Source organism: Phormidium tenue FACHB-1052 (genome assembly GCF_014696675.1).
Lineage (GTDB): Bacteria > Cyanobacteriota > Cyanobacteriia > Phormidesmidales > Phormidesmidaceae > Nodosilinea > Nodosilinea tenuis_A.
Window position 1 is genome coordinate 1 of the sequence record NZ_JACJQN010000028.1, and the last position, 14,192, is coordinate 14,192.

The following is a 14,192-nucleotide window of genomic DNA, read 5'->3' on the forward strand; positions in this document are numbered from 1 at the left end:
CCAGGGGCAATCTGTGGCTGAGGTCCTGGAGGTGCTGATGCCTGCTTAGACTCGATAACTCTGCCCCGAAGTAGCCCTTCAGGCTAACCTTCCAAGTCGTGTAGGGCACCGATTGACCCAGCCATATGTTCAAGGCATTGTAGAGGTGGGAGTTTTTTTCACAGCGGTCACGCTTTTGAGTGGCATCTAAGCTTAGAGCGCTGGCTCCCCCTTCATTCCTCCAATCTCTGAAACTACGGCATAGCGAAGCATCCAGCTACTTACAATCAACTTTTGTCAGTCAACCAGCTAAATCCCACGCTCTACCATTGCCTTGCCAAAATTGTTCGGAGGGTTGAGGTGAGATCTAACCTTGGCTAAATTTTCCTGCTTGCCAAATAGATGAGTCAAACCATATATTAATTAGACGTAGCGTTTTTCTAAGTTAAAAGTTCCTTGAACGGCATTGAAATCAAATATTTCGCTTGTACGTCACTGAAATTTCTGCGGACATTTACTATTAAATTTTCTAAAGATTATGGCATTTGATAATTTTCGTAATCATGTCAGCAAATTGTTGGCAGTCAGTGCTTTAGGTATAGGCTTCTTAGGGGCACCGCCACCTGAACCTGTCGCAGCTCAAGTTTGCAATGTCTTTGGCTGTTCGCAACCAGGGGCAGGAGCTTGTAACCCGTTTGGCTGCCCTAATCCTGGAGCTGGAGAATGTACTCCCTTTGGCTGCCCATCACCTCCGCCCAGCCCCTCTAACAATACCAACGACTCCCGTCGAGATTTTACTGTTTATAACAATACCGGCACTAATATTACGGCTCTGTACCTCTCCGATTCGAGTGATTCAACCTGGGGTTCTAACGACCTTAGCAACTTGCTTTACAGCGGTAACTCGATACGCTACTCGCTTACCGGCGGGTGTCAGTGGGATCTGAGAGTACAGTTGGCCAATGGGGGTGAGATAACTCAGTATGCCATTGATACCTGCCTCAATGCTAGCTATAGTCTGGGCGGAAATGTCACTCAACCTGCGCCCTCAAGCTCCGCTAATGGCAGTGGCGTTAGCGAGTGTATGGATAGGGTAATGTATCAAGAATTTAGAGCCTATACGGGGCCGGATAGGGATGGTTGGTATAGATTCAATTTGCCTTCCAGCCTGAGTAATGACCAGGTTCGGCAAGCTGGATTTCGTTACTCAACGGTGAGGTCTGACAATCAAAATCAGCAGTCTGTAGTACGGGTGCAGGTTGAAACCGCTGAGCAGGCGGCCCAGACTTGTCGGTAAACCGGCCTCCAATTAGAAGCAGATGCTGAACCACTCACGGAGAATATTTACGTAGATTACGACCAATCGGGCATGGTTTAAAGTGGGTATGGCTTACCTACCAATTTTTCAATTCTGGGGCAGCTAGAACTTTAAGGTTTCCCTAGAAGTGAAAAACGTAGAACCCTGAAAAAAATTAGTGCTTTTAAAGATTTATGGTTTAGTTCAGCAGGTCTTAATGCATCAACAACCTACAGTATTTGCAACGTTATTGACCATTCAACAATAATACCGAGGGGCTCGGCCCAACAGTTCTCAATGCTAAGGTTGCCAGCTCCATATCTTCTAAAGCGGCTGATAGGTAAAGGTGAAATAGAAGCCGTTTTCTTGCCAAGAATTGCCCCGGTTCAGTACGCCAATTAGGGGAATGCCGTAGGTGAAACCCAGGCTAGCGGTGGGGATGGGCTGCCACTGCACCCCCAGCCCAGTGCCGAGCAGCACTGAAGGAGTGGGGCTTTCGGTCAGCGTGTTCCAGCCGGTGCCCGCGTCCACAAAGGGAATCAGCAAGAGCTGGTTGGGGGTGGCCGACAGGGGAATGCGCAGCTCGACTGAGCCGATTACAGCGTTGTCGGTGACGATCTGGTTTTGGGCGTAGCCGCGCACGGTGTCTTGCCCACCGACGCTAAAGCGCTCTAGGGGCAGCAGGGAATTGGGGGTGAGCTGGGCGTTGACGCGGCTGACCAGCAGCAGGTTAGGCGAAACCCGCTCGACCCACTGAAACTGGCCCAGCCAGGCAAAAAAGCGGCCATCGGTGCCGCTGTCGTTGACGGTGGCATCGAACAGGCCCAGGCCGAGGCTAAACTGCGATCGCGCCGCCACCACCCGCCGCAGATCTCGCGCCAGCCAGTCCTGGGAAAATCGCAGGGCGCTCACCTTCGCCACCCCATTCTCTGGCCCGATCGAAAACGAGAAGGGAATGTCGTTGAGAATAAAGCTACGGCTTTCGCGCAGGTCAAAAGCCAGGCCCAGGGCAAACTCCTGGCTGATCGAGCGGCTCAGGGGTTGGCGCAGGCTCAGCGCCAGGGTTTGGCTGTTGCTGCGAATGCCCGCATCGACAAACTGGGGCGTGACGATGCGGCTGCTGACATTTTCGTAGCGCAGTTGCAGGGTACCGTCGCGGGCGTTGAGGGGCAGGCCGTAGCGCAGTTCGTAGAGGTTTAACCCCTCGGTGTGGCCGTAGCGCAGGCTGGCGGCATCCCCCAGACCCAGCACGTTGCGGTGCTGCACCTGGGCCTCGGCCTGCCACGAGCCAATGCTCGATGACTGGGAGTTGTCGAGGGTGATCGCCGCTGAGAGAGGGTCGGCCTCCGCCACATCGAGAATTAGAATGTTTTGCCCCGGACGGCTGCCAGCGGTGAGTTCGGCATCGACGCGCTCTAGTAGGGGGTCGATTTGCAGCAGGCGCAGGGCATCTTCGATCTGGGCAATTTGCAGGGGCGACTGGGTGGCCAGGGCAATGCGATCGCGCACATAGCCCTCTCGCAGTCGGCCCAACCCATTCACCTGAATGGTCTCGACCCCGCCCTCGATCACCTGAATCTGCACCACCCCGCTGCCCAAATCTTGGTTGGTGGGCAGAAAAGCCCCGGAGGTGACGTAGCCGTTGCTTTGGTAAAGCTCGGTAATGGCGGTGCGCAGCCCGAGTAAATCAGCCAGGGATAGGGCATTCCCCTCCAGAGGTTCCACTAAGGCTGCGATCTCACTGTCTAAGACGGTGTTGCCCACCACCTCAATGCGGTCAACGGTAAACACGAGTTCCTCGGTCGGGGGGGCGCTCTCCTCAGGAGTGGTTTCTGGCCGCAGTAGCGGCTCCTCGGGCGGAATCGGCTCGGGCAGCGGTGGGTTGAGGGGGGCTGGTCGGGTGGGCTCCGTCGGTTCGGGCAGCGGTGAGCCGGGCGGCGTCTGGGCCTGAGCCCCCAGATCGAGGGCCAGCGACACGATCAGGGCACACAGCCCAGCACGAAGTAGATGCATCACAAGTAGCGTCTCTGATTACAAAACCGACGGCGGCATGGGGAGTTGCTCTGACAGTTGCAACTATCTAACGGGGCGATCGCGGCGTCAATGGAGAAATCGGCCAATTTGGCGAACTGCCCTGCGGTCTTAGGCTCTAGCCCCTGGGGGCTGAGCGATCGGCACAGCGACGGCTGAGCACCAGGCGGCCATCGGGCAGTTGATACACCCCATCGGGCTCTTGAATGGCGGACGCGGTGGACTCCTCCACCGTGCGCACGGTGCCAGTGGGATAGGCCGAAATCGCGCCATCCCCAGGGCTCAGCGGCAGACCACCGCCGCCTGTGACGGTAAACGCCCCTAGCCCTGGCCCTGTGCGGGCAATGCAGCTGCCGCTGGTCAGCGCCGCCGTGTCGACCAGGGCATCTTCGAGCGGGGTTAGGCTGCCTTCAATAAAGCTGGTGTCGAGCGTCTCTACGGCGACCACTCCGCTTACCCCCAGCTCTGAGGTGGCGGTGATGTCGCTGAGGGGGCTGCGATCGAGCCGGGGCTCAATGCCAAAAATGCCCCGCGCGGCGATGGAGACATTGCCCCCCGCTCCCGCAAAGGCATCGGCTCGAATGTCGCTGTTTTCGCTGGGGATGGCGACGATGAAGGGGGCGCGAATGGTGATGTTGCCGCCGTTGCCCCCGGCCTGGGCGGTGCCCGCCGTGGCGGAGATAAGGCTGCCGTTGCGCAGCAGCAGCACCTGGCTCAAGTCGATGACAATGTTGCCGCCATTAACGGCTGCCGACTCGGCAATCAACTGCCCCCCCTGGTCGAGCACCAGGCGCGGAGTGTTGCCCAGGTCGCCAATGATCAAGTTGCCCGCTGCACCCGCTGCACTAGAGCGCACCGAAATAGTGCTTTGGGGAATAAAAAGACGGGCGATGCTGGGCCTGTTAGCGGCTTGGGCAGCAAAGGTTGGATTGCTGCCGGAGACCAAGATACTGTCGGTGGCGTTAACTCGCACGGTGCCTGCCGAACTCCGGCCCTCGCTGTTAGCTAAGACTTGACCGCCGTTGAGCACCTGTACCTGGCGGGCTGATAGGTCAATGTCGCCACTTGGCCCACTGGTGGGAAATTCGGTAGAGGTTTGGAGTCTGCTGGGAAAGCCCGATTGCGCACTGTAGCCGTCGATTAGGAGGCGATCGCGCGCCTCCACCTGAATATTGCCCGCTGGCCCCCGCCCCACGGTTGTAGCGCTAATAACGGCTCCCTCGGTTACCGATAGAGCCCCTGCTCGAACTGAAATATTGCCGCCTTCACCAGTGCTGGTGGTATCTACAGTGCTCAAGAATGCACTAGGAAAAAATTCATCATTCTGAAAGAGAATTCCGCTGTTGAGAGACACCGTAGTCACTGCATCAATCTCAATGTTTCCAGCATTGCCGTTGCGAAAAGTGCCAGCCTGAATCTGTGCGCCATTATTGAATGAGACAATTCCCTGCGACACAATTTTAATGTTGCCAGCATCGCCTAAGCCATCTGTAAAAGACTGTAATCGTGATAGGTTATCTACATCCACGCGATCGCGAGTATTAATCGTAATGTCCCCTGCATCACCCTGGGCTACGGTTGTTGTACCTATGTTCCCATTGTTCGCAAAAAAAGAACCGGCTTCTAGAGTTACATTGCCTGCATTCCCGATTGCTATTTCCGATTCGATACTGCTTGTAATGCTTGCGGTGTCGCTCAGCGAAATGTAGTTTCCAGCTTGGATATATATGTCACCGGCATTGCCTGACGCATTTCCATTATTTGTAACAACGCTTGCGATCGCGCTGGGGATTATAACAAAAACAGGCTCATCAATTCCTGGGACAATTGTAGTTCCGCGGCTAGCAAAGCCATCTAGCGATACAAAATCACGGGCTTGAATAAAAATGTTACCAGCATTCCCCTGGCCACGTGTAAGAGATTGAATCGTACCGCTATTTGTCAACGCTACAAAGCCAGCATTAATTCTAACATCACCTGCTGTGCCTGTGCCTTGCTCCTCAATAGTGCTAAAAATAGAACTGCCTGGTCTGCCTTCAATAATGCCATCAATAATAAAGCCATCTTGAACATCAATAATCACGTTTCCACCGCTGCCCTGACCATTAACACTAGTATCAAGTTTGGCGCTGTTTGTGAGTGATAGCTCTCTCGCTGTGATCCGAATATCACCTCCTATATTCTGAGAACTGCCAAAGATGGAGCTGAAGATAGCGCTGGGGAAGCCATCTAAGCTGACGCGATCGCGAGCATTAACCACCACGTTGCCAGTTGTACCTATTCCAAAGGAGCTAGCGCTAATCTGAGCCCCATTTGATAACGAAAGATTAGTCGTTTTGATGTTAACATTGCCCGCATTCGCAGCTAAGCTTTCTATTCCCAAGCTAAACACATTAGAGGCATTTAAAGCTATATCTCTATCAACCAAGATATTGATATCGCCAGCATTACCTGGGCCAAAGGCTATGCCACTTATATTGGATTGGTCAGCAATAAAATTGTTGGCGCTGATGTTGACAGTTCCAGCGTTGCCTATTCCCCCAGGAGTAATTTGATTTGCAATTATGCTGTTAGCCTCAACGCGAAGAGTTTCGGCTGCATCTAAGTTGATATCACCTGCTTGACTTTGTTCATTGCCTACGCCTGAAGCGATGCCAGCTAAAATCGTGCTGCCACTAGTATTAACGTTGCGTCCTGTAATGGCGATGCTGCCGCCACCATTGGCGCTGACATCGATGCCCGAGTTCTTGATGATGATGTCAGCGCGCTCTAAACCCCCTGGAAAAGTTAGGCGAAGCAAGCTGTCGTCTTTTGCTAGTTGAACTGTGCCTTCTCCAGCAACAGCACCTAACTCAATTCGTCCTCCAGCCGAAAGATCCACATCCAGGATGCTGTTATCGAGCACGATGTTGCCGCCTGCCAAAATCAGGCTTTGTCCTCCATCCACAAAAAGAATGCCTTGACTGGTAATAGATCCCCGACTGAGTTGGTTGAACCAGAGGGCTGAGGGATCCACGGTGAGAATCGGCAGCGGGTTGGGATCTGCTGCACCAAAGCTGCCCTGTTCACCAAACTGAATAGCGCTGGCCGTCGTCGCCGTAAACGCCCCCTGCACATCCAGTCGGGCACCGGGGCCAAACACCAGCCCGTTGGGATTCATTAAAAACAAATCGGCTGTGCCATCGACCCCCAGGGTGCCAAAGATGTTTGATGGGCTGCCCCCGGTGACGCGGCTAAAGATCGCCTCCACTCCAGCGGGGTTAGCGAAATAGACCCGCTGCCCGGCATCCACATTGAATTCCAGAAAGCTGTGGAACAGGTTACCCTCCTGCACAGCACCGCCACCAATCAGTTCGGCGAAACCGCCCTGCACAGGGGCATCGGGAGTCACCGTTGAGCTTTCGGTTCCTAGGGTGGCGTCGGGCACGAGCTGTGCCAGGGTGGGGGAAGTAGCGGTGAGGGTGGCGATCGCCCCTAACACCAACATGCCGCAGACAGGGAGGGTAGAGTAGCGCATAACCAGGGGCCGAGGAAAAAGCACCCAAACTTTAGCACCTGTCTCAGTTTTGCGACGGTCAAACCTTGAGATCAGCGCATGGCGTAGTTGATGGGTTTTGGATAACAAGTTTGAATTTGCAAACCTTGCAACAGACAAGTCATCGAGCTAGCGCGCTTCCACTTAACCTGCCATTGCGGAGGTTTCAGCAAGCGAGTTAACGTAACTCTGCAACGTTCTAGCGCTAAGGTTTTGTAGGCTTGGCTTAGCGGTGATTTCCCTCGTTTTGACCGTCACGTAATCCCTTGGCCCTATGAAACCCTTTGACAAACTTCGGCACAGTTGGCAGCGCCGTCACCCGGTAGGGAAAACGCCGTGGCGGCAGGTGGTGCCCGGTGTGGTGGTGCTGGGGTTGGTGGTGGGTGCCCGGCTGCTGGGGCTGTTTCAAGGTCTGGAGCTGAAGATGCTGGATACGCTGCTGCGCTGGCGACCGGCTGAACCCACCGATGAGCGGGTGCTGATTGTCGGCATTGATGAGGCCGATATTCAACGGCTCGGTACCTATCCGGTGCCGGATGGCGTGTTGGCTGAGCTGCTGCAAACCCTAGCGGTGCATCGGCCCCGCGCCGTGGGCATCGACATCTACCGCGATATGGCGGTGGAGCCGGGCCACGCGGCCTTAGTTGAAACCCTAGCGACCAAGCCCTACGTAATTGGCATTGAGAATATTTTGAGCAATCCGCCCGTGGCGGGGCCGACTTATCTGCCCCCCGAACAGGTGGGATTTGTGGATTTTCCCCAGGATGACGATGGGTTTGTGCGCCGGGCTCTGCTGGGGTCGCCCAACGCCGTGGGAGAGTTTCGGTTTTCCCTGGCGCTGCGGCTGGCGGAGACCTATTTGCAGGCAGAGGGGCTGGCCCTGGAAAATGGCCTGCGCGACCCCTGGGCCATGCGCTTTGGCTCAGTAGAATTTTCTCAAATTTCTCCCCATGCGGGTGGCTATGTGGGGGTCGATGCGGGGGGGCATCAGGTGTTGCTGAACGGGCGTAGCGGTTCTCAGCCCTTTCGGCAGGTGACGTTGCAGCAGGTGCTCGACAACGCCGTAGACCCCACCTGGATTGAGGATGCCATTGTGCTGGTGGGAATTACGTCATCAAGCGCGAAGGACTTTCTCAACTCGGCGGCGGTAGCGTCAGACAATCCGGGGCTGGTGTATGGGGTGGTGATGCAGGCCCACGCCACCAGCCAGCTGGTGAGTGCGGTGATGGAGGGTCGCCCACTGTTGCGCACCTGGCCCGACGGCCTGGAGTATCTATGGATTGTGCTGTGGGGCGGAGTGGGCACGGTGCTGATTGGGTGGGTCAGATCGCCCTCTTGGTATCTGCTGACCCTGGGCTTGATTGGTTTGGGTCTGGTGGGGGTGAGCTTTGGCCTGCTGTGGCTGGGGGGCTGGTGGCTGCCGCTGGTGCCGACGCTGGTGGTGTTTAGCGTCAATGGGCTGGTGCTGCCGGGGTTTTATCTGTACGACCAAACCCTGCGATCGCGTATTGCAGAGCGCCAGCAAATTATTGACCAAACCTACAGCGCCATTCACAATGGCCCCCTGCAAACCCTGGCCCTGCTGCTGCGGGAAGCCGAACCCGCCGCCTGGGCCGAGACCCGCCTCCGGCTAGAGCGCCTCAACCAGGAGCTGCGCGATATTCGCGAGAGCCTGCCTGCCGCTGTGCTGCCGGATAACGCCCAGGCCATTCCCCTACACGAACAGCTTTGGAACACCTATACAGCGACTCTGGCACGGGGCGAGCAAGACTTTCCGGGGCTGCGATCGCTCAAGCTCAAGGTCGTCACCTTTGAACCCCTCAGCACCCTGGGCCTTTCGGCTGACGACCGACAGGGTCTCTGTCAGTTTTTAGAAGAGGCCCTGCTCAACGTGGGCAAACACGGGGTGAACGTGACCCGCCTCACCGTCGTCTGCCAGGCTACCGACGCCGAAAACTTGATTCAGGTGATTGACAACGGCCAGGGCCCCTACTCCCTTGACACCTCCTCGGCGGGTACGGGCTGGGGCACCTGGCAGGCCAAACAGTTAGCCCAGCGCTTGAACGGGCAGTTTAATCGCGAGTTTAGCAGTGCGGGCACCTGTTGCGAACTGCGGTGGGCTCTGGTGGCTCAGCGTCGCCTGGGGTTTAGAAAGCTGAATCGATGAGGTGACGAGAATCAAACCCTAGGGCACCCCTTGCCGAAACCGGCAAGGCCGCTGACCGTTAAGCGTCGATAAACTGGCGCAAAATGTTGCCGATTTGCTGGGCCACTCATTTAATCTTAGGGGCACACCTACAGAAAGGTAATGAGGGATGCACAAATCAGCGATCGCGGCGGCACTTTTGACGCTTGGCAGCCTAACCGGCGTTTTCCTATCGGTGGGCAACCCTAGCTGGGGCAATGAGGTGACCTTACATTCCTCACCCCTGATTGCTCAAAGCTCAAATCGCCGTGGTTATGAGCCACCGCCCACGTCTCGAGCACCTCGCCGCACCGTGGGGGGTGGCACCCGAGGCGGCTGCGATGGCAGTGCCCCGATCAACCTCACGGCCCTGGCATCCCAGTCGCACATTGGCGCAACAACGACTCGTCGTCCCACCTTGGTCTGGTACGTGCCCGAAGAAACCCCTTACCAAATGCAGCTTCAGCTCTATCGGTATGCGGCGGCTGAGGGTGACGAGCTGACGCCGGTCAACACGTTTGAGCTGGGGGAGAGCCAGCAAGGCTACACGTCGTTTACGCTGCCTGAGGATGAACCCGCGCTAGCGGTGGGCAGCACCTACCGCTGGAAGGTGATTTTGCTGTGCAACCCAGGGCAACCCTCCAAGGTGGCGTTAGATGAGGCCGACCTCCAGGTGGTGGCCGCAACGAGTGGGGCTGCGATCGGGCAGGGCAATCTGGTCGATCGCGCCGAGCAGGCGATCGCAGCAGGGCTTTGGTACGATGCGATCGCCCTGCTGTCCCAAACTCCAGTTTCCCCAGAGGCCGCCGCCTACCGCCGCGACCTGCTAGCGGGGCTGGCCGAGCAGGAAGCCCTGAACCCCAACGATGGCATCTCTCTATTTAGCGATCGCCTCAATTATCTGGCTGAGCAAGAGTAGTGCCCTAGTCGCAGGCGCGGCTCAGCACCAGGCGACCGCTGGGAAGTTGGTACACGCCATCGGGCTCTTGAAGACTGGTGGCGGCAGGCTCGTCTAGGGCGCGCACCGTGCCGGTGGGGTAGGCCGAGATGCCCCCATCGCCAGGGGTAGCGGGCAACCCATCGCGGCCTGTGACGACAAAGGAGCCTAGGCTGTCTTGACTGCGGGCAATGCAGCTCCCCGCCGTGAGGGCGCTGGTGTCGACAATGGCATCGGTTAGGGCTGTCAGGCTGTTTTCGACGAAGGTGGCGTCGCCCACAAAAATTTGCCCCGACTCGATGCCGCCTGTGGCGTTGATATCGACGCGATCGTTGCCGTCTAAATCTAGCAGCTCATTTCGGCTCAGATTGCGTGCAGCAATGCTGGGGTTTTGCCCAAAGAATGTAGTACGACTGAGGTCAATTACCCCGCCCCGGCCATCGGCAGAAAAGGCCAAAATATCGCTGTCTTCGAGGGCAATGAGGAAATTGGATGCGATCGCAATATTGCCACCTCCTCCCTCACCTTGGCTCACAAAAGTTTGAATATCCCCATCGTTGCGAAGAATGATATAACCCGACTGAATAGTTATCTGCCCTCCCGTAAAAGATTCTGAACTAGTCAATATAGTACCGTTATCAATCAATAGCTGTTCTGAGACTAGCAGCACAATATTTCCCGCATTGCCATCGCCAATGCTACTGCTGTCCAAAGCTGCGTTTTGCAGAATCTCTACATTTTTTGCTGAAAGCTCAATGTCTCCGCCAGTGCCGATACCGGCAGGCTCAACAATGCTAAATACACCTGTAGATTGAGAAGATCCAACGAAGCGCGCCAATTCAGAAACTCGTAGATTCACGTTGCCTGCGTTCCCAATACCAAAGGTAGAATTACCAATTTGTGCTCCATTCAAAACCTCAAGATTTCTGGTCGTTATTTCAACATTCCCCCCGTTACCGTTGCCTGTTGGCTCAACGCTACTAAAAACACCGCTGGGTGTATTATCTATAGAATTAAAGCCAATAAATTGAACCAACTCAGAGACATTTAAACTAAGGCTACCTGCATTACCTGCTCCAATAGTCGATACACTGATTTGAGCACCATCTTCCATTTTCAAGATGTGAGCAGTAATCTGAACATTGCCACCTTCTCCTTCTCCGCCAAATTCAATACGGCTAAACGCTCCACTAGGGCTGCTATCAACAGGATCAAATCCAGCAAAACGCGCTAGTTCGGCGATGTTTAGAATAACGCTACCTGCATTCCCGATACCAAGCGTTGAAGCACTCAGTGTTGCACCGCCAGAGATGTCAAGTGTGCCAGCCGTTATCTGGAGATTGCCTCCGGTGCCTATTCCCGTTGGTTGCACACTGCTAGATGCTCCGCTGGCGATACCCGCGATGGGGTTAGACCCACTAAAACGGGCCAACCCAGCAACGTTGAGAGTGACACTGCCTGCGTTTCCAAGACCAAAGGTTGAAGCATCCAACAATGCTCCATTCAAAACTTCTATAGTTCTAGTGGTTATTTCAACATTACCGCCTGACCCAACGCCCGCTGATTCAACACGGCTAAATGCTCCACTAGAAAATCCGCCAATACGAGTTCCTTCGAAGCGGGTTAAATCAGAAATATTCAAAATTACGCTGCCTGCATCCCCTATCCCAAAAGTTGAAGCACTCAATTCAGCTCCATCTAGCACCTCCAGCACTTGGCCAGATATCTGAACATTACCACCAGTACCTTCCCCAGTAGACTCAATATTGCTGAATGCTCCACTAACGTTGCCTAAAATTGGGTTGAACCGGGCAAAACGGATCAAATTAGCGCCATTCAAGATCACATTTCCTGCGTTTCCTAATCCGGAAGATGAAGTATTAAGTTGTGCACCATCAAGGACTTGGACATTGGCAGCAGTAAGCCTTATGTTTCCGCCATTTCCTACTCCAGTTGGATCGACACTACTAAAGATTCCACTAGACCTACCACTAACTGTATCAAAACCAGCAATCTGTGCTATCTCAGCAACTGTTAAAAATATATCGCCCGCATCTCCTGTGCCAAAAACACCAGTACCAATTCGTGCTCCATCTACAATGTTGAGATTTTTAGTGTTGATTTGAATACCTCCGCCGGTTCCTTGCCCAGTCGGTTCAACACTGCTCAAGATGCTGCTAGGAAAGCCGCTGATAGGGCTAGATCCCGCAATATGAACTTGCTCAGTCAAAGTTAAATTAACGCTGCCAGCATTGCCAAGCCCAAAGGTTGATGCGCTTAATACAGCACCATCTATAATTTCGAGATTTCTAGCAGCAATTTGAATGTTGCCTCCGCCTCCCTCTCCATTGGGAGCAATGCCACTGAACACTCCCCCCGCGATACCGTTAATTGGGTTGGAACCAATCAAGCGAACAGTGTCGCGAATATTGAATTTAACGTCACCACCTTGGCCATCACCAAAAACTAATGCTGTAATTTGTGCCCCATTTGAAATCTCTAAATTGTTAGCATTGATGCGAACGTTGCCACCAGTGCCTTCGCCTCCCGCGACTAAATTGGCAAACACTCCAGTGACACCGCTACCGTCAGCACCATCAAAAAGAATTGTGTCGGCAGCGTTGATTACTATATTTCCCACTGCCCCTGTTGAAGTAGTATCAATAAAACTGTTGGTTACAAGAATGTTGTTGCGAGCATCAAGGTAAACTGTGCCACCTTGCTCGTTAGCTCTGCTAGTGTTGATGCCATTTCCAAAGAAGCCTTCGCCTGTAATATTAATATTGCCTTCAGTTAGAGTGTTGTTGGGTTGATATTGATTGGTTAACAAGACTAGGCCATTAGGTGCGTTAATAAAAACATCACCAATAGTAATTTCTGCGCTTGAAGGTGAGTTTGTGGGAAGCAAGGCACCCAAAAATATGTCAGTATCACCAAGGCCCGTTATTAATTCTAAGGGTGCCGTTCCGAACATCTCTAAACTAACCCCAGCACGAACATCAAGAGTTGGTTGAGCACCGCCATCGACTTCCACTACTGTTCCATCCGAGAGCCTAATCGTCTCTCGTAAAAAATCATTCCCTAAAACTCCTGGATCAGGAGCCGTGATTAAGGCAGTGCCAAGGGCAACTGACCCACCAGCTAGGATGTGAAGCGAACTGCCTACATAGGTGTCAAAAGACACGTCTCCTCGTGAGCGGATGATTGGATCAATTGGGCTGTAGAGGCTGCCGCCGCTGCCGTTGAGGGTTTCTACGGTGAAGTTGCCGCCGCTCCAGTAGTGGGCGTCGCCGCCGACGGGGTTTTGCGATCGCAGCACCATATCGCCATAGCTGTATAGCCCGCTGTCGGGGTGGCTGAGAGCCACAATATCGACCTGCTCGTTGCCCTGCACTAGCAGATCGCCCCCGGCGAACCCTACAAACGGGGCATTTACCGCATCGCGAATTTGTACGGTGTTGCCCAACAGCGTTAAATCGCCGCCCGCTGCCACCTGCCGCTGCAAGTCAAGCTGGTTAGCGGCCAGGGTAAGGTTTTCGCCTGCGGCCAGTAGGGCTCGGCTTTCGATGTTGCCAGACGACTCACTTAGATAGTTGCTAAATAGGGCGCTAGGGTTCACCGTTAGCAGACTGCTCTGCTCTGGGGCCGTAGCGCTGTAGACCCCATCGCCCATCGAAATCGCCTCGGCGGTGCTGGCGTAGAATGAGCCCTGGATATCGAGGGTGGCGGTTTCGCCAAACACCAGACCGTTGGGGTTGATCAAAAACAAGTCTGCAGCGCCATCGACCCCCAGGGTGCCAAAGATGGCCGAGGGGTTGTTCCCAGTAATGCGGCTGAGAATTGACTCGACCCCTGCTGGGTTGGCGAAGTAGAGCCGCTGCCCAGGATCGACATTAAACTCTAGGAAACTGTGGAACAGGTTGCTGCCGCGCAGGGCACCGCCTTCAATCAGGTCGGCTTCGCTGCCGCGCACCAGCACATCAGGAGTCACGGTAGAGGCCTCACTTCCCAAAGTGTCATCGGGCGTAACTTGCGCCTGGGCTAAGGGCGTTGCTCCTGCCATTGAGAGCAAAACCAGGGTCGTAGTCAGCGGGAGTGACCTGGTCAGCAAGGCTTTGCTCAAAGCAGGAAAAATAGCCATAGATGCGGTTTAGAGCATAGTTCAAGGCAACCCTACCACGGGCCTAAGCTGAATCCGGCTCACTCTTAACGATCGCACAACGTGACA

General features: G+C 54.7%; 5 protein-coding genes. 2 read left to right on the forward strand and 3 right to left on the reverse strand.

Annotated elements, in window-relative coordinates; genetic code table 11:
- Positions 1–1,600 precede the first annotated feature (1,600 nt).
- A complete protein-coding gene (locus tag H6G07_RS24765) occupies positions 1,601–3,289 on the reverse strand; it encodes a ShlB/FhaC/HecB family hemolysin secretion/activation protein (RefSeq protein WP_084173671.1) in 1,689 nt (562 codons plus the stop codon).
- 136 nt (positions 3,290–3,425) lie between these two features.
- The gene (locus H6G07_RS24770; protein WP_073611112.1) at positions 3,426–6,824 is read right to left on the reverse strand and encodes a two-partner secretion domain-containing protein; all 3,399 of its coding nucleotides are present in this window, start codon (positions 6,822–6,824) and stop codon (positions 3,426–3,428) included.
- A gap of 292 nt (positions 6,825–7,116) precedes the next feature.
- Here H6G07_RS24770 and H6G07_RS24775 point away from each other — a divergent pair, with 292 nt between their 5' ends.
- Positions 7,117–9,009 (forward strand): sensor histidine kinase, encoded by a 1,893-nt coding sequence (locus H6G07_RS24775; RefSeq protein ID WP_084173673.1) that lies wholly within the window; start codon positions 7,117–7,119, stop codon positions 9,007–9,009.
- 148 nt (positions 9,010–9,157) lie between these two features.
- Positions 9,158–9,946: a DUF928 domain-containing protein gene (locus H6G07_RS24780; RefSeq protein ID WP_073611113.1), complete on the forward strand. Its 789-nt coding sequence runs from the start codon at positions 9,158–9,160 to the stop codon at positions 9,944–9,946.
- Between the two features lie 4 nt (positions 9,947–9,950).
- On the opposite strand, the gene H6G07_RS24785 is transcribed toward H6G07_RS24780, so the two are convergent.
- A complete protein-coding gene (locus tag H6G07_RS24785) occupies positions 9,951–14,105 on the reverse strand; it encodes a two-partner secretion domain-containing protein (protein WP_073611114.1) in 4,155 nt (1,384 codons plus the stop codon).
- Positions 14,106–14,192: the final 87 nt, after the last annotated feature.